The following is a 21,070-nucleotide window of genomic DNA, read 5'->3' as shown; positions in this document are numbered from 1 at the left end:
AAGGAACTCCTATGCCCCACATCCTCGATCCCGGTTTCGAACTCACCCTGCGCCCAATGCGCTACCCCGAGTTCTACGAGATGTACCGCAATGCCATCAAGAACACCTGGACGGTGGAGGAAGTGGACTTCTCGCTGGATGTGACGGACCTGAAGTCCAAGATGAGCGATGCCGACCGGCACCTGATCCATCGCCTGGTGGCGTTCTTCGCCACCGGCGACACCATCGTGGCGAACAACCTGGTGCTGAACCTGTATCAGCACATCAATGCGCCCGAGGCACGCATGTACCTCTCGCGGCAGCTGTTCGAGGAAGCACTGCACGTGCAGTTCTATCTCACCCTGCTGGACACCTACATCCCCGACCCGGCCGAGCGTCACAAGGCCTTCGACGCGATCGAGAACATTCCCTCGATCCGCCAGAAGGGCGAGTTCTGCTTCAAGTGGATCGACTCGATCCAGAACCTGCAGCGCCTGGAGACGCGCGAACAGCGGCGCCAGTTCCTCCTCAATCTCATCTGCTTCGCCGCCTGCATCGAGGGTCTGTTTTTCTTCGCCGCCTTCGCCTACGTGTATTTCCTGCGTTCGCGCGGCCTGCTGCACGGCCTGGCCGCCGGCACCAACTGGGTGTTCCGCGACGAGTCCGGCCACATGGGCTTCGCCTTCGAAGTCGTGCGCACGGTGCGCGCGGAAGAGCCGGACCTGTTCGACGAGGCCATGCGCGCGCAAGTCGAGGACATGCTGGAAGAGGCGATCGCCTGCGAAACCCAGTTCGCCGAGGACGTGCTGTCCGGCGGCGTGGCGGGCCTGTCGGTCAAGGACATGCGCCAGTACCTGGAGTACTGCGCGGACCAGCGCCTGACCCAGCTCGACCTGCCGAAGAAGTATGGCGCGAAGAATCCATTCGACTTCATGGATCTGCAGGACGTGCAGGAAGTAACCAATTTCTTCGAACGCCGCGTGTCGGCGTATCAGGTGGGCGTCGAGGGCGAAGTGGCGTTCGACATGGCGTTCTGAACCCATGCCCCCTCTCCCCCTTCGGAGAGAGAGAGGGCTGGGATAAGGGGGCGAAGCGGAAGAGCGTCAGAAGCACGCTTCGCTCTGTAGAGCCTCCACGGCGAACACCCGCCCCTCATTCGCCCCTGCGGGACACCTTCTCCCCGGAGGGGAGAAGGGTTTTACCTACGGGCCTCACACCCAGCTGTTGTCGTTGTCGTCGTCGAACCCGACGTCGCCGATATCGCTCAGGTCGCCGTTGAAATCGTTGTTGCTGTCCGAGAACGCATGGTCGTTCTGCAGCGCGCCGTTGTCGTCGTCGTAGAAGTTGTTCTGCGTGATGTTCTCCACCACGGTCTCCTGCCCGCCGCCGCCGAAGAAGCCGCCGCCGTGGTGCCCGCCGATCAGGCTTTCGATGCCGTTGAACAGAAACATACCGCCGGCCACGCCCGCGGCAGTGGTCGCCGCGCTGGCAAGGAAGCTCGGGGCCGCGGCGGGCTGTGGCGCGGGCGCGGCGCCGCCGAACAGGCGTTCGCGCCAGCCCGGCGCGGCTTGCTGCTGCGGCATCGGCGGTGGTGTCGACGGCTGCGGCTGTCCCCAGGCGCCGGCCTGGCCGCCAAGGAAGCTGCCGCCGCCCTGCCCGCCCAGTTGCGCCTGCAGCTGCGCGATCTGCGCCTTCGCATTGTCCAGCGCCTGCTGCTGCAACAGGCTGCGCTGCACCAGCAGATAGAGCGCGTCGGGATGGCCGGCCAGGCGCTGCTGGATCAGCGCGTCGGCCTGCGTGTCCTTGGACACGCCGCGCACGGCGGCCAGGCGCTGCAGGAAATCGTCGAGGAGTTGCTGTTCCTGGGGAGTCATGGGGGTGCTACCTCGTGAGTGGAATAGCGGCGTATCCGCTGGCGTAGGGGTGGAAGTATGCGTGCGGCGGATGACATCAAGGCCACCATGCCATCGGTTGGGCTGCGCACGTTCAGGTGGACAAGAACTTGCGGACGGCGGAGCCCGCAGGCTCCGCCGCTTCGTTCACTTCGACGCCTCGTGCGCCTGCAGGTTCACGAACGGCAAGGCGCCGCCACCGTTGTACGTAGGCAGATGGCCGTCCCATTTCTCGATGGCCGACATCTGCACCACGTTCGGGTTCTGCCGTAGCGCGTCGCCCTTGAGCGAGATCGCCTTGGCTTCGGCCTCGGCGATGGTGAGCGCGGCCTTGGCCTTGCCCTCTGCCTCCGCTTCCACCTTCTGCGCCTCGGCCTGCGCCTGCGCCACTTCGTTCTGACGCTGCTCAGCCATCTGCGTGGCCTGGATCTTGGCGTTGATCGACTGCACCACGTTATCCGGCAGGCGCAGCTCGCCGACCCAGTAGATTTTCTCGACCACGATGCCCACCGAGGCGACCTCGGCGGCCACATCGTTCTGCACCGCGTCGATCAGGCGTGCCTTGCCCTTGCCGTACACCGATTCGATATCCAGGCTCGCGGCCTCCTTCACCAGCGCGTCGCGCACCATGTTGCGCAGGTAGATATCGGTGATCTCATCGATGCCCTTGCGGTACTTCTGAAAGATCAGCGTCACCTTGGCCGGATCGATGTGATACGTGAGGCCGACATCGGCGTTGACGATCAGGCCCTGCGCGGTCTGGAAGCTCAGCGACTCATCCACCGGCCGGCCTTCGTTGGCCGAACGAGTGAAGGTATAGGTCTGAGTGAAGGTCGGGAACGTGTACATCTCGTAGCCCCAGCCGACCCAGTAGCGTCCCGGCGGCAACTCCTGCAGTGAGCCCTTGCCGTCGCCATAGAGCTGGAACTTCACACCTACGTGTCCGGCGGGCACCTTGTCGCAGGCGCTCAGCAATAGCGCGCACAGCGCGACGGCCATTATCGAAAGACGTTTCATCGAGCGATTCATACGATCATTCCTTGTCGCGAAGAAAACGGCGGAGCACGCGATAGCTCCATGCCGCGAGCAGGCCCAGCAGCAACAGCCCCACGATCACGGCGAACGTGCTCGTGGCGGAGATCAGCTGCGGGCCGACGAAACCGACGTACAGAAGCAGGCACAACGCGAGCAGCCAGGGACTGGCCAGCGCTCGCGCGAACAGCGCTTTCATGGCGGCGACTCCTTGCAGAAAGTCATGGCGGATGCGAAGCGATCCGCGCATCGCCGCTCGCCGCGCGCGGACGCGTCACGAGCGACAGGCGATGCGCCGATGGTTTCGGCGGCGGCCTAGGGGATGGTGGGCGGTCTCAGGTCCGAAGGACGATGCCGTTCCGCGAAGGAACGCGAGAGGGAGAGGAAGCCAGGCGACGAATGTCGAACGTCTTCATATGCGCACTCCAGTGCGCGGGGGAGGGGTGGTGGCGGCGCATTCTACTCCCGCTTTTTCGCGCCGGCGCGAAAACGCTACATCGTTACAGATGACAGCCGGGACGTCCTTTCCGACCTATTGACTACGTCTGTAGTCAAGGGTAGCGTGCCTACATCTGTAGTCACAGGAATGACCGCTATGTCCAAGCCATCTATCGGCGACCAGGAACTCGCCTTGCTGCATTACCTGGCCGAGCACGAACCCGCTTCGGTCGGCGAAGTGGCGCTCGGCTTCGGCGAAGCGCGCGGCCTGGCGCGCTCCACTGTGCTGACCATGATGGAACGCCTGCGCGGCAAGGGTTACCTGCGCCGCCGCCAGGCAGGTGGCGTATATCGCTACAGCACCGCTACCGGTCCCGGCGAAGCAATGCGACAAGCGGTGGATCAGTTCGTGGAGAAGACGCTGGCCGGTTCGGTGTCGCCGTTCGTGGCGTGGATGTCCGAGAAGGCCGAGGTCAGCGATCACGAGCTGGCCGAACTCGAGGCGCTGGTGAACCAGCTGCAGTCGCGGCGCAAGGAGAAATGACATGGCGGCCTATCTGCGTTTCGCCGACGTCCTGCTCGATCGTCTCGCCTGGACGTCCATCCAGGCCGCCTTGCTGATCGGCGCGGTGTGGCTGCTGTGCCGCTGGCTGCCGCGCTGGTCGCCGGCCATGCGTTGCCTGCTGTGGTGGCTGGTCGGATTGCAGCTGGTGCTCGGGCTCGCGCTGGGCCGCCCGCTGGAGCTGCCGCTGCTGGCGCCGCAAGCCGCATCCGCGCCCTTGCCGCCGGAACAGGCCAACGCGATTCAGACATCCGTCTCCGACAATCCGTGGATAGCGGCGCCCACGCCGGTGACCGCGGCGGCGAAGACCGCCGACGCTTACCCTTCCGCGCCGTGGCCCTGGCGCGAAGCGCTGGCCGGCCTGTGGCTGATCGCGATGGCATGGCAGATCCTCGCCGCGCTGCGCGAATGGCGCGAGACCCGCGCGGTGATCCGTACCGCCGAACCGGTGCGCGACGCGACGCTGCAAGCGCAGTGCGCCGAGCAGGCGCGCGCGCTCGGCCTGCGCCGCTGCCCGCAGCTGCTTCGCTCCGAGGTCATCGTGTCGCCGCAGGTCACCGGCCTGTGGCGCCCGATCGTGTTGCTGCCCAAGGAACACACGCTCGCGCCCGCCGAATGCGCCATGGCGCTGGCGCACGAACTGGCGCATCTGCGCCGCGGCGATCTTTGGCTGGGCTGGATTCCCGCGCTCGCGCAGCGTGCGTTCTTCTTCCATCCGCTCGTGCGCTGGGCCATGCGCGAATACGCCTTCCACCGTGAGGCCGCCTGCGACGCGCAGGTGCTCGACCGCTCGCGCGCCGCGCCGCAGGAGTACGGCCGCCTGCTGTTGCGCCTGGGCGTGGCGTTTCCGGTGTCCTCCGGCCTCGCCGGCGCGTCGCCCACGTACCAGAATCTCAAGCGGCGTCTCACCCTGCTGCAGCAGACCGATCGGGTGCCGCCGCGCCTTGGCGCATGGCTGCTGGTCGCGCTGGTCGCGCTCGCCGGCGCCCTGCCTTATCGCGTCACCGCGCGTGGCATGGACCTGACCGTGCATGCCGACGGTGCTGCCACGGGGGACGAGCCGCGGACGATATCTCCTGCCGCAACGCCGAGCGTGCTGCCGATGGCCGAAGCCGCACCCGCGTTGCCCGCACCAGCCCCTGATGTCCCGCCGATGCGTGCCGTCGCCGCGGCGTCTCCCGCACCGGTGGCGCCCGTCGCGACGCCAGCGCGCCCGGCCACGGCTGCAAAACCTGCCGTGCGCGCGATGGTCGCCCTCGCATCGATCCCTGCCGCACCGCCCGCGCCCATGGCGCCGATGACACCCATGGGCTCGATTGCCGCACCACCCGCTCCGCCTTCGCCCCCGCCGGCTCCCGTGGCGCCGGCTTCGCCGGTGCGCATCGGCCACGCCACCCATGTGGACGTCGATATCGAAGCCGGCGCGCCGCGCGGCTTCGCCATCATCGAACCGGACTACATCACTCTGCAGGGCACGGAGAGCGATCTGGCCTCGGCCCGCGCGCTTCAGCGCGACGACGAACCGCTGCTCTGGATCCGCCGCGGCAACGACGCCTATGTGGTGCGCGATCGTGCCCTGCTGCAGCGAGCCAAGGAAACCTATGCGCCGATGACCGAAATGGCCCGCGAGCAAGGCCAGATGGCGGGACGGCAAGGCGAGCTTGCCGGACGGCAGAGCGGCCTGGCGGCGCGCACATCCGCGCTGGCCATGCGCCGCGTGCAGCTGGACAGCGAACGCGTGGCGATCAGCGGCGAACGCGCGAAGCTGCGTGCCGGGCACCAGGGCGACAACGCCGAGACCGTCGGCGTGCTTGCCTCGTTCGATGGCCGCCTCAAGGGCATCGACGAACAGCTGGCCGATCTCGATCGCCAGCGCGCCGACATCGACCGCGAGCAGGCCGACCTCCATCGCCACCAGGCGGACCTGTCACGCCAGCAAGCCGATATCTCCAGGCATGAGCGCGACGTCGCCCGCCAGGTCGACCGGCAGCTCGACCGGCTGATCGACGAAGCCGTCGCCACCGGTCAGGCGCAACCCAGCCAGAACCATTGATCGATCACTTTATCCCGCGCACGAGACCTCATCGATGAAGCCGCTCCCGCTGTCCTTTCGATTGCCGCGCCGGGCCGACTGGCGAACGGTCATCTTCTCGGCCTTGCTGTTCGCCGCTCCCATGGCACTGCTGGCCGCACAGGCCACACCCCCGCCACCACCGGCGATGCCGCCGGCACCACCGCCGCCGCCAGTTCCGCCCGTTCCGCCCACGCCACCTCCGCCGCCGCCTGCTGACTTCGGTGGCTTCGGCGCGCGACACGTTTCCATCCACACCCACGACGGCGCTGCCGAAGGCTTCGCGTTGATCGATGACGACTCGGCGATGCTCGAGGGCTCCGATCGCGACATCGAAGCGGTGCGCCGGCTGCAGGACGGCAAGGGTGCGCTGCTGTGGTTTCGCCGCGGCGGCCAATCCTGGGTGATCCGCGACCCGGCTTACCTCGACCGCGCCAAGGCCGCCTATGCCGAGGTGGAAGCGCTAGGCAAGGAGCAAGGCAAGCTCGGCGGCCAGCAGAGCAACCTCGGCGCGCAGCAGGGCAGTCTTGGTCAGCGGCAAGGCACGCTGGGCGCACGCCAGGGCAGTCTCGCCAGCAAGGAGGCCATGCTGGCCAGCCAGGAGGCGCAGCTCGCCTCGCTGGAAGCGCAGGGCAAAGCCGCAGGCGATCTGTCCGGACAGCGGCAGACCATCGCGTCGGCACGCGCCGGGCTGAAAGAACAGCAGCAGGCGCTGGAACGCGAGCAGCATGCGATCGGGCGCGATCAGGAAGCGCTCGGCAAGCAGCAGGCCGAGCTGGGCGCGAAGCAGCAGGCCTTGGCTCAGCGGCAGAAGCTCGCCGGCGAGAAGGCGCGGGCGCAACTCGATGCGCTGCTCAAGGACGCGCTGGCCAAGGGCGTGGCGAAGCCGGCAGAGGCGAGTTGACCATTCAACGAAGCGGAAAACGGCGTAGGTTGGGGTGAGCCATCGGCGAACCCCAACAGGCCTCTCGCGCAATCGCTGCGTTGGGGTTCGCTGCGACCCCGCCCTGCGCGAGCTTCTACGCTCCTCCCGCACCCTCACCCCTCTCCTCGTCGCGGAGAGGAGAGAAAAAAACGGGCCCTCGCGGGCCCGTTTTTCGTCAATCCTTCGGCGCCTTCAACTCATATTCCTTCGGCGGCGTCGCGCCCATCAGGTTGCGCACGAAGTAGTCCCAGCGCTTGCGCGTCATGTACAGGCTCGCCGAGCCGTAGCCATGGTGCGCGTTGGGGATCAGCAGCAGATCGAAATCCTTGTTCGCCTTGATCAGCGCATCCACCACCAGCAGCGTCTGGTACGGCGGCACGTTGTCGTCCATGGTGCCGTGCGCCAGCAGCAGATGGCCCTTGAGCTTGTCGGCATAGGCCTGGTTGGCCTGCTTGTCGTAGTTGCTATTGCCGTCCTTGTCCTTCACCAGCAGGCCCTGCCATTTCTCCGCCCAGTCGTCCTCGTAGTTGCGGTTGTCGTGGTTGCCGCTTTCGGCGATGCCGACCTTGAAGAAGTCCGGATACATGAACATCGCGCCCACCGTGGCATTGCCGCCGCCGGAGTGGCCCCACATGCCGATGCGATCCATGTCGATCCACGGATAGCGCTTGCCCAGCTCCTTCAGACCCGCCACCTGGTCCGGCAGGGTGTTGTCGATGATGTTGCCGAAGTACGCGTCATGGAACGCCTTGGAACGCCACGGCGTGCCCATGCCGTCGATCGCCACCACGATGAAACCCAGCTCGGCCAGCGCCTGATGATCGAGGCGGCCGACGCCGAAGCTGCGCGAACCCACCGAGCCGGTCTGCGGACCGGGATACACATAGTCGACGATCGGGTACTTCTTCTTCGGATCGAAATGCGTCGGCTTGTACATCAGGCCGTACAGGTCGGTCTTGCCGTCGCGCCCCTTCACGGTGAACGGCTCCGGCGCCTTCCAGCCGGTGGCGAGCAGGCGGCTGATGTCGGCCTTGGCGACCTGCGCCACGGTGCGGCCGTCGTCGCTGCTGCGCAGTACCGTCACCGGCGGCGTGGTGTTGGTGGAGTACGCATCCACGAACAGCTTGCCGTCGGGCGATAGCGAAATGGTGTGATCGGCGGCTTCCGGCGTCAGCAGCGTCGGGGCGCCACCGTCCAGGCTCACTTTCCAGAACTGCTGATAGTAAGGGTCCACGCCCTGCGTGCGGCCCACGCCGCGGAACCACAGCGTGCGAGACTTCGGATCCACGCGCAGCACCTGGGTGACATTGCCTTCGCCGGTGGTGACGGCACGCTTGAGCTTGCCGGTGTCGAGGTCGTACAGGTACAGGTTGCCCCAGTTGTTGCGCTCACTGAACCAGATCGCCTCGTGCGTCTCCGGCAGGTAGCTCCAGTTGACCTTGTCGTTGCCGCTCTCGTAGTAGGTGGCGACCTTCTCGTCGAAGACGGTGCGCACCTCGCCGGATTTCGCATCGGCGATGCGGAACCACGACTGCTTGTGATCGCGCGAGGTGGACACGAACGCCAGCGTCTTGCCGTCCGGCGCCCACTGCACGTCGTCCCAGCCGCCGTCGCGGCCGCAGCTGATGTCGTCGCACAGGGTGGAGCGGTGCTGGTCCGGCGCCATCTTCAGGCGCAGCACTTTCTTGCCCGGCACGTCGATGATCACGCGCTCGATCATGGTGACGTGCTCGTCGCCGACCAGCGGGTATTTCCACTTCTCCAGCTTCGGATGGCCCACGTTGGTGGTGACCAGGTACATGTCGCCGGTCTTGCGCTGGTCCTGCTGGAAGGTGGCGATCTGCTTCGAATCGGGCGACCACACCAGGATGGCGTTATCGGTGTGCTTCCAGCCGGCGTTGTCGGTGGCGTAGCCGAAATCCTCCACGCCATCGGTGGTCAGCTGGGTCTCCTTGCCGGTGGCGACGTCGCGCAACCACAGGTTCCAGTTCCGGATGAAGGCTTCGCTGTGCTTGTCCGGCGACAGCACGCCGGGCTCCTTGCTGCTCTTGTCGGCCGCGCACACGCCCTCGCCTTTCAGGTCGCACAGGTAGTGCTTGTCGCGCAGGCTGACGTCGAGGCGGCCATCGGCGGCCACGCTGAAGTCTGTGATGCCGGGCTTGGCCGCATCGACCGGCTTGCCGGCGGCCTTGCCCAGCGCCGCGGCCAGCTTCGCCTGGTCGAAGGCGGGTTCCGCCTTGCCGGTAGCGGCATCCATGCGCAGGTAATGATCGCCCTGGGCATCGTGGTCGCGGTACCAGAAGTGGCCGTCGTCGAGCCAGGTGACGCTCTGCACCGCATGGTCCACCAGCGGCGCCGTGCGGTAGCTCATGAAACGCTCGGCGCTGGCGTAATCGTTCGCCGTCAGCATCCTGGTCTGCGCGGCGACGCCGGCCGACAGCACGCTCCATGCCAGCGCGCCCAGCAGGCGCGGCCCATTCACCTTCCAACTCATTGCGTCGACTCCCCGAGAAATGGCGCTGTGCGAGGCCCACCGTGGCCCGCCGGCTATGAGGTCCGGCCATCCAAAGATCGGGATCGTAGTCCGGAGGTCATGCTCCGACCCCTGCCAGAAGTCCCGCCGCCCTTGTGCCCGGGTGCTCGGAAAGGGGAAAGCGCCAGTGGAGGATCAGCACCGCGAACGCATTGGTGCCGGCGCTGGCCAGGTAAGACGCCTGCCAGCTTCGCGACGCGAAAGGCGCACGCGGCTCCCCGCATCAAGCGAACTTCAACAAGATCACGCCGCCCATGATCAGGGCCAGGCCCAGCCATCCTTTGCCGCGCAGGCGCTCGCCGAACATGGCGATGCCCAGCACCGCGGTGGCCACCAGGCCCACGCCACCCCACACGCCGTAGGCGACGGACAGCTCGATCCCCTCCACCGCATAGCTCAGCGCGGTGAAGGCGGCCAGCGCGCAGGCAATGGCCGCCACCGCTGGCGCTTTGCGCGCGAAGCCGTGCGATTGCTTCATCAGCACGTTGGCGGCGATCTCCAGCGCGATGGCGAGCGCCAGATAGAGCAGATGGATCGGAGCGAAGTCAGGCAGCATCGCGCGCCTCCTTCGCCGGAGCTTCCTCGGTGCCCTGCTCCAGCAGCACGATGCCGACGATGATCACCGCGATGGCGACCAGCTTGGTCGGGCTCAGCGATTCGCCGAACAGCCACGCGCTGCACAAGGTGATCAGCACCAGGCCCAGGCTTTCCCAGGCCCCGTAGGCCACCGCCAGGGGGATCTTGCGCACCGCCATGGCCAGCGCGGTGTAGGAGAGCACCAGCATCACGTACATCACGGCCAGGCCCGCGGCACGAACGTCGTGCGCCGCGCCGTATTTCATCGCCAAGGTACCGGCGACTTCCGTCAGAATAGCCGCCGCCATGAAGAGCCAGTAACGCATCCGTTCCTCCTTGTGGCCACCCCTGCGCCATCCTAATCCTCACGCCGGATCCCGCCCATGACGAGCAACGCCGCAGCCCTGCCCGAAGCTACCTTGCTGGAGATGGTCTTTCCCGACCACACCAATCATCTGGGCACGCTGTTCGGCGGCCAGGCGCTGGCCTGGATGGACAAGGCGGCCTTCATCGTCGCCTCGCGCCACGCGCGCCGCACCGTCGTCACGGCGCGTTCGGAGGAAGTCAATTTCCGCGTACCGGTGCGCAAGGGCCAGCTGGTGGAACTGCTCGCCCGTATCGTGAAAGTGGGCAGCAGCTCGATGCACGTGGAAGTGGAAATGACCGCCGAAGACCCGCTTACCGGCGACCGCCGCGTGTGCACCACCGGTCGCTTCGTGATGGTGGCGCTGGATTCCAACGGCTCGCCCACTCACGTGCCGCCACTGGCGTAACACGCAAGGGGCACGCCTGCGCCTCGCCCCAACCTAGGCGCCGAGCGGCGCCATCAGTTCCGCCAGCCAGTCGATGAACACGCGCAGCCGCGGCGGCAGCACACCCTGGCGGCGGTACAGCACGCTCACCGGCAGCGGCGGCGAAGGGAATTGCGGCAGCAGCTCCTTGATCCGCCCCTTGGCCAGCGCTTCTTCGATGCGGTAGCGCGGGAACTGCGCGATGCCCAGGCCGGCTTCGCAGCAAGCCAGATAGGCGTCCGAGCCGTTCACCGTGATGCGCGCCGGCATCGATACTTCGCGCAGCTTGCCGCCGACGATGAATTCCAGCGGCGAGGTACGGCGCGTACTCGCCGGCGCCCAGTTCACTGCCGCGTGGCCTTGCTGCAGATCCGCCAGCGTGGCCGGCATGCCGTGCTTCTTTACGTAGGCCGCGCTGGCCACGGTGACCTGCGGCAGCGAGACCACGCGACGTGCGACCAAGGTGGAATCGCCCAGTTCGCCCGAACGCAGTACGCAGTCCACGCCCTCCTGCACGAGGTCGACGAAGCGGTCGCTGGTGCCCAGGTCCAGCTCGATGCCGGGATAGCGCGCGAGGAAAGCCGGCAGCGCCGGCACGATCACATGCCGCGCCACGCTGCCCGGCACGTCCACGCGCAATTTCCCGCGCGGCTGCTGCGCGGCCTGGCGAAAGGTGGACTCCACCTCGTCCACGTCGGCCAGCAGGCGCAGGCAATGGCCGTAATAAGTCTCGCCGTCGCGGGTCGGGCGCACGCTGCGCGTGGTCCGCTGCAGCAGCGGCGCGCCCAGTCGGGCCTCCAGCCGCTTGATGGTGTGGGTGAGCGTGGCGCGCGGCAGGTTCATGTCGTCGGCCGCGCGCGTGAAACTGCCCAATTCGACGATGCGTACGAACGCCCGCATGGCCTGCAACTGGTCCATGGCCTTTTCCCATTGTTGGAGATTTTGAAACAGATATGGCGATTATTGAGCATTTATCCGCCAACCGCGCAAGCGCAGGATAGGCGCCACTTTCCCGCCCCTATCTGAGAGACAAGCAATGCAGACACGACTGCTTGGCCGCAACGGCCCCAAGGTTTCCGCCCTCGGCCTCGGCTGCATGGGCATGAGCGATTTCTATGGCGTGCGCGACGACGCCGAATCGATCGCCACCATTCACCACGCGCTGGACCGCGGCATCACCTTGCTCGACACGGCCGACATGTACGGCCCGTACATCAATGAGGAACTGGTCGGCCGGGCGATCCGCGGCCGCCGCGAACAGGCCTTCGTCGCCACCAAGTTCGGCATCGTGCGCGATCCGGCCGACGCGCAGGTGCGCGGCGTCAACGGCCGCCCGGAATATGTGCGTGCGTCGGTCGAAGGCAGCCTCAAGCGCCTGGGCATCGAGCAGATCGACCTGTACTACCAGCACCGCCTCGATCCGAAGGTTCCGGTCGAGGAAACCGTCGGCGCGATGGCCGACCTGGTGCGCGCCGGCAAGGTGCGCTACCTGGGCCTGAGCGAGGTTTCCGCCGAAACGCTGGAGCGCGCGCATGCCGTGCATCCGATCACGGCGATCCAGAGCGAATTCTCGCTGTGGACGCGCGACCCGCAGGAAAACGGCGTACTCGATGCCTGCCGTCGCCTCGGCGTGGCTTTCGTGGCGTACTCGCCGCTGGGCCGCGGCTTCCTCACCGGCGCGTTCAAGAGTCCCGACGACTTCGAGGCCGACGACTATCGCCGCCACAGCCCGCGCTTCCAGGGCGAAAACTTCACGCGCAACCTGCAACTGGTCGACAAGGTGAAGGAACTGGCCAAGGCACAGGGCCGCACGCCCGCACAGTTGGCCCTGGCCTGGGTGCTGGCGCAGGGCGAAGACATCATCGCCATCCCCGGCACCAAGCGCCGCGACCGCCTGGACGAGAATCTCGGCGCCCTGGACGTGAGCTTCGGCAAGGCCGAACGGCAGGCGATCGACGCGATCTTCCCGCCGGACGCCGTGGCGGGCCCGCGCTATGCCGAGGCGATGCTCAAGCTGCTGAACGCCTGAGCACGCGCGGCAAGGCCGCTCATGGCGGGTAAAATGCCTGCCATGAGCACTCCCGAACACTCGCCCCTCGGCAAGACCACGGTCTACGTCGACCGCTACGATCCCTCCCTGCTGTTCCCCATCCCGCGCCAGGCCAAGCGCGACGAGATCGGCGTGAGCATGCCGCTGCCGTTCCACGGCGTGGACATCTGGAACGCCTACGAGCTGTCATGGCTGGATGCGCGCGGCAAACCGCGCGTGGCGCTGGCGGAATTCCGCGTGCCGGCATCCTCGCCGAACATCATCGAATCGAAATCCTTCAAGCTCTACCTCAACGGTTTCGCGCAGGAGCGCATGGACAGCGCCGACGCGCTCGCCGCGATCCTGCGCAAGGACCTCTCCGCCGCCGCCGGCGCCGAGGTCGGCCTGCTGCTCAGCGACGCCAGCGCGCGCGGCCATGCGATGACCGATCTGAAGGGCGCATCAATCGACGCGCTCGACCTGGACATCGACGACTACGGCCCGCCCAAGGCGGCCTACCTCGCCGCGGATACGAGCGACCTGGTCGAGGAAGCGCTGGTCTCGGATCTGCTGCGCTCCAACTGCCCGGTCACCGGCCAGCCCGACTGGGGCAGCGTGCAGATCCGCTATCGCGGCCCGCGCATCGACCGCGCCGGGCTGCTGCGCTATCTGGTGTCGTTCCGCAATCACAACGAATTCCACGAGCAATGCGTGGAGCGCATTTTCATGGATGTGACGCGGTACTGCGCCCCGCAGCAATTGAGCGTCTACGCTCGGTACACGCGCCGCGGCGGCCTGGACATCAATCCGTTCCGCAGCAGCGATGCGCAAGCGACGCCCGGCAATCCGCGCGGCGCGCGCCAGTAAGACAAAGCGATCAGGCGCCGCGAAGCGTAGGTAAAAAATGCGTGCCGCCGCTAATCGCCGCTTCATGGCGGCGTTCCTAGCCTTGGCGCCTGGAGCGCAGCGCTCGGCGCACGCCGCACCATTCACGACACGAAGGAGACCGCCCATGCATCGCCTCCTCCGCCACGCCATCGCGTGCCTCGTCCTGGCGTTCGCGCTCGGCGCCTGCGGCAAACACGAAGCGCCGCCCGCGAACGCACCCGCAGGCGCGGCCAGCGCGAAACCGGCGCCCGCACCCGCCACCAGCACACCTGCACCGGCGCCGGCGCCGGCCGCGACACCACACTCGCCGGCCACGCTTCCGGCGGCGCCAGCCACCACCGCCACCGCACCCGCCGACACGCATTTCCACGTCGCCGGCGTCACCGTCGGCGACGAGGTCGCGCCGGATCACCGCGTCACCCAGGCCAAGGCGCGCTTCGCGCCGACCGGCAAAGTCATCTATGCCGCCGTCGAAACGCAGGGCATCACGGACAACGCCACCCTGAGCGCGACCTGGAGCTATCTGGAAGGCCAGTCGCGGCAGATCGTCAGCACCAGCCAGTCGATCGCCACCACGGGGCCGGCGGTGACCACGTTCGAGATCCGCAATCCGAACCTGTGGCCGACGGGCAAGTACCAGGTGGTGATCGCGCTGGATGGGAAGACGGTGGCGACGCAGAATTTCGACATCACCAAAAGCTAGGCTCACCCCAACCCCTCCCCGCAGGGGAGAGGGGGCAACGCGGGGTCACACCTTGAAGTACTCGCGATACCAATCCACGAAAGCGGCCACGCCCTCTTCCACCGACACCGTCGGCCGGTAACCCACCGCGGCGGCGAGGCTGGACACATCCGCCTCCGTCGCCGGCACGTCGCCGGCCTGCAGCGGCAGCAGTTGCAGCGTCGCCTTGCGGCCCAGGCATTGCTCCAGCACCTCGATGTAGCGCAGCAGTTCCACCGGACGCTCGTTGCCGATGTTGTACAGCCGGTACGGCGCCACCCCGCTGGTGGCCGGGTCCGGATGACGGCCGTCCCACGACGCATCCTTGCCCGGCACCTGGTCCAGCGTGCGCACCACTCCTTCGACGATGTCGTCGATGTAGGTGAAGCTGCGCTTGTGCCGCCCCTCGTTGAACACCGGGATCGGCTCGCCGGCGAGGATCGCCTTGGTGAACAGGAACAGCGCCATGTCCGGCCGACCCCATGGGCCGTACACCGTGAAGAAGCGCAGCCCCGTGCACGGCAGCCCGTACAGATGCGCGTAGCTGTGCGCCATCTGCTCGTTGGCTTTCTTGGTCGCCGCGTACAGCGTCAGCGGATGCTCGGCCGAGCGGTGCTCGGAGAACGGCAGGTCCGTGTTGGCGCCGTACACCGAGCTGGTCGAGGCGAACACCAGGTGCTGCACGCCGTGATGGCGGCAGCCCTCCAGCACGTGCAGGAAGCCGGTGACGTTGCTGCTCACGTACACGTGCGGGTTGGTCGCCGCGTAGCGCACGCCCGCCTGCGCGGCCAGGTGCACCACGCGCTCGGGCCGGTGCTGCGCGAACAACCGCTCGATCGCGTCGCGGTCGGCCAGGTCGGCGTGCACGTGGGTGTAGCCCGCGTGCGCCTGCACCCGCGCCAGCCGCGCCTGCTTCAGCGACACGTCGTAGTAGTCGTTGAGGTTGTCCAGCCCGATCACCTCGTCGCCGCGCGCCAGCAGCTTCAGCGCCACGTGCGATCCGATGAAGCCGGCCGTGCCGGTCACCAGCACTTTCATCACAGCCTCCCGTCCACCGCCTCGCGCGGCAGCACGTACTTCACGTCGTAGACCACCGAGGCGGGCTTGCCCAGCGCGCGGATGCCCGCCCCGCCCAGCGCGGTGAACTCGCGGTGGCCCACCGCCACGATCACCGCGTCGTACGCGCCCTGCGCCGGCGCGCCGATCGGTTCGAGCCCGTACTCGTGCGCCGCCTCGGCCGCGTCCACCCACGGGTCGTGCACGTCCACCTGCGCGTTGTAGCCGCGCAGCGCCTGCACGATGTCGATCACCCGCGTGTTGCGCAGGTCCGGGCAGTTCTCCTTGAACGCCAGGCCCAGCACCAGCACCTTCGCCCGCACCGGGTTGATGCCCTTGCGCACCATCAGCCGCACCACCTCGCCGGCCACGTACGGGCCCATGCCGTCGTTGGTGCGACGGCCCGCCAGGATCACGTCCGGGTGGTGGCCCACTTCCTGCGCCTTGTGGGTCAGGTAGTACGGGTCCACGCTGATGCAGTGGCCGCCCACCAGGCCCGGGCGGAACGGCAGGAAGTTCCACTTCGTTCCCGCCGCCTCCAGCACTTCCAGCGTGTCGATGCCCAGCTTGTTGAACAGCATCGCCAGGTCGTTCACCAGCGCGATGTTCAGATCCCGCTGCGTGTTCTCGATCACCTTCGCCGCCTCGGCCACCTTGATGCTGCTGGCCCTGTGCGTGCCGGCCGCGATGATGCTCGAGTACAGCGCATCCACGTAGCTGGCCGCCTCCGGCGTCGAGCCGGAGGTCACCTTCAGGATGCTCGTCACCCGGTGCTGCTTGTCGCCCGGGTTGATCCGCTCCGGGCTGTAACCGGCGAAGAAATCCTGATTGAACGTCAGGCCCGAGCCCGCCTCCAGCAGCGGCACGCACACTTCTTCCGTGCAGCCCGGATACACCGTCGATTCGTACACCACCACGTCGCCGCGCTTGAGCACCTTGGCCAGCATCTCGCTCGCCCGCACCAGCGGCGTCAGGTCCGGCCGCTTGGCCGCGTCGATCGGCGTGGGCACCGTCACGATGTACACGTTGCGGTCGCGCAGATCCTCCAGCGCAGCGCTATAACGCAGCCGCGTCGCCGAGGCCAGCTCCGACGCCTCCACTTCCAGCGTCGCGTCCTTCCCCGCACGCAACTCCTCCACCCGCGCACCGCGGATGTCGAAACCCACCGTGTCGTACTTCTTGCCGAATTCCACGGCCAGGGGAAGGCCTACATAGCCCAGGCCGATCACGGCGATCCGGGTGTCTTCGAGGTTGTGCATGCTTGCGAGGCCCTGTGGTGTACCCACGCTGGCGCGTGTCGGCCAAGGCTAGCAGGGTGCGCGTCGCTTGGGATCGGCGAGCTGTATCGCCTGCGCATCGTCCGGTCGCCGTGCGACGTTCGGTCTAGGGCGGCTCTCACCTAAGTGACATCGACATGCCTGCATGCGCGGCATAGCGTGGTGCACGGCTCGATCCGAGCCGACGCCACGAGGCACGAGAGGCGAGTAACGAGGGCACAAGCCTGTGCGCGCACGCCGCCCGGCGCGTCGCGAGGCTCCTGTCGGTGAACCGGCCGCCGCGCGCGACGCATGACGGCGCCCTCGCTACTCGCCTGTCGTTCCTGCGAATCGACGCGTGTGCACTGCCTGCACGGGCCAATCTTTAGATAGTTACCGCCACCTTCGCTGCTAATTACCGCGACGCCAACCGGTGGGAGCGGCGCCGGCGGCAAACGCATCCCCGGCCGCCGATCGACAGGAAACAGCCCATGCGAATCCGCAGCGGCGCAAGCGCCGACGTGCCCGATTATCCCCCTGCGTCTACGAAACCTGCGAAGCAGCCAGCGGGTTCGCCCCGGATTGCTTCCAGCGATATGCCATGGAAAGGCACGGCGCGTCCGCAGGATATGGCACCTGGCGACACGGCCATTCAGACGTCTATTCGTCATCGCTTGCCGATGATGATTCCGCGGCGGCCGTCGCGGCGTACGAACACGATCGTGCGTAAGGAAAATCTCGCCTCTTCGCCATCCGGTTATCGCAGCGTGCTTTCGTCACGATGCAAACGTAGGGCAACTCTGTCACGCGCGATTCGGAGCAAGGCGGTATCTATCTATCACCCGTGACGCGCATGCGCCGACTATCCTGCCGTGGTTGCGCAGCACTGCTTCGCTTCGCATCGCATCGGATGAAAGCCATAGCCGGCAAGTGGTAGAGGTTTTTCGCGCGAGGTCGCGCAGAATCCTCATCGAGTCCCGCCGCAAGGCGGCGGCCGCTCCATCACCGAAGGGGGAGGTGGATGCCATGCGCAACACGCCGGTCGTTCTCATCGAGTTCCATTGGCTATCGCCGCCATCCGCGCCCAGGCGCAAGACGGCAGCCGTCACGCGAAACAACGCTTCCTCGCGCGGCTATCAGCTGCCGGGTCGCAACTGGCTCGCCTTGCTCGACGGCATCGCCTGCCACCTGCGTGGCGCACCGATCGTGTTCTTCCGGTACCTGGAAGAAGCGCCGGACGATCCGCCGGAGCCGTCGGCGATCTGGCATCGCGTCCACTGAAACGCGCGACGGGGCGAGACCCCCGCTGAGACGGCGACCTGGCGATTTTGCAGGCGACCGACTAAGCGATTTCTGATTTTGTTTTTTCGATTTTCACGTATTAACTTTCGAAATATCGATCCAATTCCTCGATTACCTAAACGCGTATCCAAAACTGGATTTTTTCCAGTTGACCGTCGCGATTATCTCGCCTACGGTCCGCGCGTCCGCCTGTGGGGGCACGGCGGACGGTTCCGGGATCACGCGATCGGGAGGGAGCGTCGTCCGTCATTTCATCCGCCGGCGGCCTGACAGGAGGCCCGGGTGCTTTCACCGGCGGAACGAGGGAATCGGCACTGCACCAAAAAATCCGCCGCACGCGAGTGCGGTTTCCTTGCATGGGGCCACGCGCCGCATCAGGTTCGTGCGCCTTGCAGATCATCGAACTGGGGAGTGAGTGCATGAAGTCTCGTTTTCTGAATATCGCCGCCGTGCTGGCTGTCATGGGCATGAGCGCCACCGCCGCGATCGCATCCAATGACGGCACGGAAAATCCCGGCTGGGAGAATCCGTTCGCGCCGTCGTACGGCCATCCGTATCGCCACGGCGCCGTGCCCACGCGCGAAGCGCACAGCCGCATGACGCAGTACGCGGCGCAGCAGGCACTGGTGAAGGCCGCCAGCACCAGCACCAAGACGCTCAGCTACGGCGGCGGCATCGACGGCATCGGCGTCACCAGCGGTACGCCCAAGGTGTACATCGTGGTGTACGGCAGCCAGTGGGGCACCGCCGGCACCGATGCCAGCGGCAACATGACGCTCTCCGGCGATCTCAATGGCGCCGTGCCCTACCTGCAGAAGCTGTTCAAGGGGCTCGGCACCAACAACGAGCTGTGGTCCGGCGTGATGACCCAGTACTGCGACGGCTCGGGCCTGGCCAAGCTCGCCACGTCCTGCCCGACCAGCGGCGTGACGCACATCGGCTATCCGACCGGCGGCGCCCTCGCCGGCATCTGGTACGACAACTCGGTCGCCTCGCCGAGCAACGCGACCGCCGCCCAGCTGGCGCAGGAAGCGATCAACGCCGCCGCGCATTTCGGCAACACCACGGCCGCGTCCAACCGCTACGTGCAGTACGTGATCCTGTCGCCCACCGGCACGCACCCGGACGGCTTCAACACCTCCACCGGCCAGTTCTGCGCATGGCATGACTACAACAAGGATGCCGGCGTGACCTCGCCGTATGGCGATATCGCCTTCACCAACATGCCCTACGTCACCGACATGGGTTCGAGTTGCGGCCAGAACTTCGTCAACAGCGGCGGCGCCGGCCTGCTGGACGGCTTCTCGATCGTCAACGGCCACGAGTACGCCGAGACCGTGACCGACCAGAACCCGGCCGGTGGCTGGACCAACCACACGCACTCCACCTCCAAGGGGCAGGAGAACGGCGACGAGTGCGCGTGGATCAGCAGCGGCCAGGGCGCCAGCGCCAACGTGAGCATGGCCACCGGCAGCTTCGCCATGCAGAGCACCTGGTCCAACGACACCAACCGCTGCGATATCACGCATCCGGTCGTGCAATGACCTAGCGCGGCAGGGCCGGACGCTGTACGGCCTGCCGCATGTCACCCACGGGGCCGCGAAAGCGGCCCCGTGTCTTTCGCGCGAACCGCGTTGCCGATGACGGATGCCCGGCGGATACTCCGTCCCTCTTTCGGTCGGGCGCTGTGACAGGGGATACCGCATGGGAACGCAGGAACCGGCCGGCAGCCTGGTCTGCGTCGGCATCGGAATGACCCTGGGCTCGCATATCAGCCCCTTGGCGCGCAGCCATATCGAACAAGCCGACGTGGTGTTCGCCGGCGTCTCCGACGGTGTAGTGGAGCAGTGGATCGCACGCATGCATCCGGACGTGCGCAGCCTCCAGCCGTACTACGCCGAGGGCAAGCCGCGCCCGCAGACCTATCGCGAGATGGTCGCCGCGCTGCTGGCCGAAGTGCGCGCCGGCAAGCGCGTGTGCGGCGTGTTCTACGGCCACCCCGGCGTGTTCGCCTGGGCACCGCACAAGGCCATCGAGGTGGCGCGCGCCGAGGGTTTCCGCGCGCACATGGAGCCGGGCATTTCTGCCGAGGACTGCCTCTACGCCGACCTGGGCATCGATCCGGGCACGCGCGGCTGCCAGCATTTCGCCGCCAGCCAGATCCTTTACTACCACCGCCGCATCGATCCCAGCGCATGGCTGGTGCTGTGGCAGGCGGGACTGGTCGGCGACCGCTCGCAGACGCGCTTCGCCACCGGTCCGGCTTACCGCCAGGTGCTGGTGGACGTGCTGGCGCAGGACTATCCGCCAGAACACAAGGTGATCATCTATCGCGCCGCCACGCTGCCGTTCCAGCGTCCGCGCATCGAGCACACCACCCTGGGCCGGCTGCCCGGGGTCGCGCTGGGCATGGCCGATACGCTGGCGATCCCGCCGGCGCAGGCGATGCAGCCGGCGCCGGAGATCCGGGCCCGGCTGGAGGCGCTGGATCGTGCCGCGGCCGTCGTCGGCTGACTGGCACAAAACGTGCTGCCCGTCGCAACGTGCCGGCGGGAAGCCTTCGATCGCCGGCGGTTCCGTTGACGCCAGTCCATCGGCAGGCCGGCTATGATGGCCGGCGTGACGCCCGGGGGCGGTGCTGGAAACGGCGCTGCGCGTCACGGATGTGCGGGGGCGCATTCATCTAAAACGATAAGGGGGAAACACACGTGGACGTGGTCGAATTTCTGGAACGCATGGGAAGCGATGCGACGTTGCGCGAAGCGCGCAAAGACGAACTCGAACGGGCCCTGGCGCAAGCCGGGATCGAACCGTCCGCGCGCGCCGCGATCCTGGCCGGCGACGCCGGCGAACTGGAGCGCCTTCTCGCTACCGGCGCCCTGTTCGGCATCCTGATGCCGGATGAGGACGAAGAGCAGGAAGACGAAGACGAGGGCGAAGAATCGCCTTCGCGTGAAGGCGAGGAACAGAGCCTTCGCCATGGCCCGATGCTCGCCGCGGCCTGAGCGATGAGCGCCCC

Annotated in this window: 21 protein-coding genes; 12 read left to right on the top strand and 9 right to left on the bottom strand. The window is 67.0% G+C overall.

Translation table 11 applies throughout. The features are described from left to right. The first annotated feature begins 11 nt into the window (after positions 1-11). The gene (locus ACNR9O_RS22185; RefSeq protein WP_473684653.1) at positions 12-1,016 is read left to right on the top strand and encodes a ribonucleotide-diphosphate reductase subunit beta; all 1,005 of its coding nucleotides are present in this window, start codon (positions 12-14) and stop codon (positions 1,014-1,016) included. A 174-nt stretch (positions 1,017-1,190) separates the two neighbouring features. On the opposite strand, the gene ACNR9O_RS22180 is transcribed toward ACNR9O_RS22185, so the two are convergent. The 3 genes from ACNR9O_RS22180 to ACNR9O_RS22170 form a co-directional block, all read right to left on the bottom strand. After that, positions 1,191-1,853, bottom strand: coding sequence for a DUF2076 domain-containing protein (locus ACNR9O_RS22180; RefSeq protein WP_473684655.1), 663 nt, complete (start codon positions 1,851-1,853; stop codon positions 1,191-1,193). A 165-nt stretch (positions 1,854-2,018) separates the two neighbouring features. Then, positions 2,019-2,900: an SPFH domain-containing protein gene (locus ACNR9O_RS22175; protein WP_473684657.1), complete on the bottom strand. Its 882-nt coding sequence runs from the start codon at positions 2,898-2,900 to the stop codon at positions 2,019-2,021. 4 nt (positions 2,901-2,904) lie between these two features. Further along, positions 2,905-3,102, bottom strand: coding sequence for a hypothetical protein (locus ACNR9O_RS22170; protein ID WP_473684658.1), 198 nt, complete (start codon positions 3,100-3,102; stop codon positions 2,905-2,907). 396 nt (positions 3,103-3,498) lie between these two features. Between ACNR9O_RS22170 and ACNR9O_RS22165 the strand changes: the two genes are divergently transcribed. From ACNR9O_RS22165 to ACNR9O_RS22155, 3 genes are read left to right on the top strand one after another with little or no spacing between them, the layout of a single operon-like run. Next, entirely contained in the window at positions 3,499-3,885 is a 387-nt protein-coding gene (locus tag ACNR9O_RS22165) for a BlaI/MecI/CopY family transcriptional regulator (RefSeq protein WP_473684660.1), read from the top strand. Between the two features lies 1 nt (position 3,886). Beyond that, the gene (locus tag ACNR9O_RS22160) at positions 3,887-5,956 is read left to right on the top strand and encodes a M56 family metallopeptidase (RefSeq protein ID WP_473684662.1); all 2,070 of its coding nucleotides are present in this window, start codon (positions 3,887-3,889) and stop codon (positions 5,954-5,956) included. Positions 5,957-5,990: 34 nt separating this feature from the next. Beyond that, positions 5,991-6,878: a hypothetical protein gene (locus ACNR9O_RS22155; protein WP_473684664.1), complete on the top strand. Its 888-nt coding sequence runs from the start codon at positions 5,991-5,993 to the stop codon at positions 6,876-6,878. Between the two features lie 196 nt (positions 6,879-7,074). Here ACNR9O_RS22155 and ACNR9O_RS22150 read toward each other — a convergent pair whose 3' ends face one another. From ACNR9O_RS22150 to ACNR9O_RS22140, 3 genes are all read right to left on the bottom strand, one after another. Then, positions 7,075-9,393 (bottom strand): S9 family peptidase, encoded by a 2,319-nt coding sequence (locus ACNR9O_RS22150; RefSeq protein WP_473684666.1) that lies wholly within the window; start codon positions 9,391-9,393, stop codon positions 7,075-7,077. Positions 9,394-9,655: 262 nt separating this feature from the next. Further along, positions 9,656-9,988 carry a multidrug/spermidine efflux SMR transporter subunit MdtI gene (gene mdtI, locus ACNR9O_RS22145; protein WP_473684668.1) on the bottom strand — a complete coding sequence of 111 codons (333 nt, stop codon included), beginning with the start codon at positions 9,986-9,988 and terminating at the stop codon, positions 9,656-9,658. Then, on the bottom strand, positions 9,978-10,334 hold the full coding sequence (locus tag ACNR9O_RS22140; RefSeq protein ID WP_473684671.1) for an SMR family transporter: 357 nt from the start codon (positions 10,332-10,334) through the stop codon (positions 9,978-9,980). Before ACNR9O_RS22140 ends, mdtI begins: the two co-directional genes overlap by 11 nt. Before the next feature lie 57 nt (positions 10,335-10,391). Here ACNR9O_RS22140 and ACNR9O_RS22135 point away from each other — a divergent pair, with 57 nt between their 5' ends. Then, complete coding sequence (locus ACNR9O_RS22135) at positions 10,392-10,781, top strand: acyl-CoA thioesterase (RefSeq protein WP_473684673.1); 390 nt, start codon at positions 10,392-10,394, stop codon at positions 10,779-10,781. 33 nt (positions 10,782-10,814) lie between these two features. On the opposite strand, the gene ACNR9O_RS22130 is transcribed toward ACNR9O_RS22135, so the two are convergent. Next, on the bottom strand, positions 10,815-11,717 hold the full coding sequence (locus tag ACNR9O_RS22130) for a LysR family transcriptional regulator (protein ID WP_473684675.1): 903 nt from the start codon (positions 11,715-11,717) through the stop codon (positions 10,815-10,817). A gap of 118 nt (positions 11,718-11,835) precedes the next feature. On the opposite strand from ACNR9O_RS22130, the gene ACNR9O_RS22125 reads away from it, so the two are divergent. From ACNR9O_RS22125 to ACNR9O_RS22115, 3 genes are all read left to right on the top strand, one after another. Beyond that, entirely contained in the window at positions 11,836-12,828 is a 993-nt protein-coding gene (locus tag ACNR9O_RS22125) for an aldo/keto reductase (protein ID WP_473684677.1), read from the top strand. 42 nt (positions 12,829-12,870) lie between these two features. After that, on the top strand, positions 12,871-13,695 hold the full coding sequence (gene queF, locus ACNR9O_RS22120) for an NADPH-dependent 7-cyano-7-deazaguanine reductase QueF (protein WP_473684679.1): 825 nt from the start codon (positions 12,871-12,873) through the stop codon (positions 13,693-13,695). Positions 13,696-13,840: 145 nt separating this feature from the next. After that, complete coding sequence (locus tag ACNR9O_RS22115; RefSeq protein ID WP_473684681.1) at positions 13,841-14,419, top strand: hypothetical protein; 579 nt, start codon at positions 13,841-13,843, stop codon at positions 14,417-14,419. 45 nt (positions 14,420-14,464) lie between these two features. On the opposite strand, the gene ACNR9O_RS22110 is transcribed toward ACNR9O_RS22115, so the two are convergent. Further along, complete coding sequence (locus tag ACNR9O_RS22110) at positions 14,465-15,475, bottom strand: NAD-dependent epimerase (RefSeq protein WP_473684683.1); 1,011 nt, start codon at positions 15,473-15,475, stop codon at positions 14,465-14,467. Then, positions 15,475-16,752, bottom strand: coding sequence for a Vi polysaccharide biosynthesis UDP-N-acetylglucosamine C-6 dehydrogenase TviB (gene tviB / locus ACNR9O_RS22105; RefSeq protein WP_473684685.1), 1,278 nt, complete (start codon positions 16,750-16,752; stop codon positions 15,475-15,477). The genes ACNR9O_RS22110 and tviB overlap by 1 nt, the downstream gene beginning before the upstream one ends. Before the next feature lie 1,023 nt (positions 16,753-17,775). Between tviB and ACNR9O_RS22100 the strand changes: the two genes are divergently transcribed. The 4 genes from ACNR9O_RS22100 (at position 17,776) to ACNR9O_RS22085 (ending at position 21,056) form a co-directional block, all read left to right on the top strand. Further along, entirely contained in the window at positions 17,776-18,030 is a 255-nt protein-coding gene (locus ACNR9O_RS22100) for a hypothetical protein (protein ID WP_473684687.1), read from the top strand. A gap of 440 nt (positions 18,031-18,470) precedes the next feature. Beyond that, positions 18,471-19,595 carry a hypothetical protein gene (locus tag ACNR9O_RS22095; protein ID WP_473684689.1) on the top strand — a complete coding sequence of 375 codons (1,125 nt, stop codon included), beginning with the start codon at positions 18,471-18,473 and terminating at the stop codon, positions 19,593-19,595. Positions 19,596-19,755: 160 nt separating this feature from the next. Next, complete coding sequence (locus ACNR9O_RS22090) at positions 19,756-20,565, top strand: SAM-dependent methyltransferase (RefSeq protein ID WP_473684691.1); 810 nt, start codon at positions 19,756-19,758, stop codon at positions 20,563-20,565. A gap of 194 nt (positions 20,566-20,759) precedes the next feature. Next, positions 20,760-21,056 carry a hypothetical protein gene (locus ACNR9O_RS22085; RefSeq protein ID WP_473684693.1) on the top strand — a complete coding sequence of 99 codons (297 nt, stop codon included), beginning with the start codon at positions 20,760-20,762 and terminating at the stop codon, positions 21,054-21,056. Positions 21,057-21,070: the final 14 nt, after the last annotated feature.

Source organism: Dyella sp. CR10, from assembly GCF_055814425.1.
Note: the sequence above shows the minus strand (reverse complement) of the source record. Positions and strands in the feature narration are given on the sequence as shown.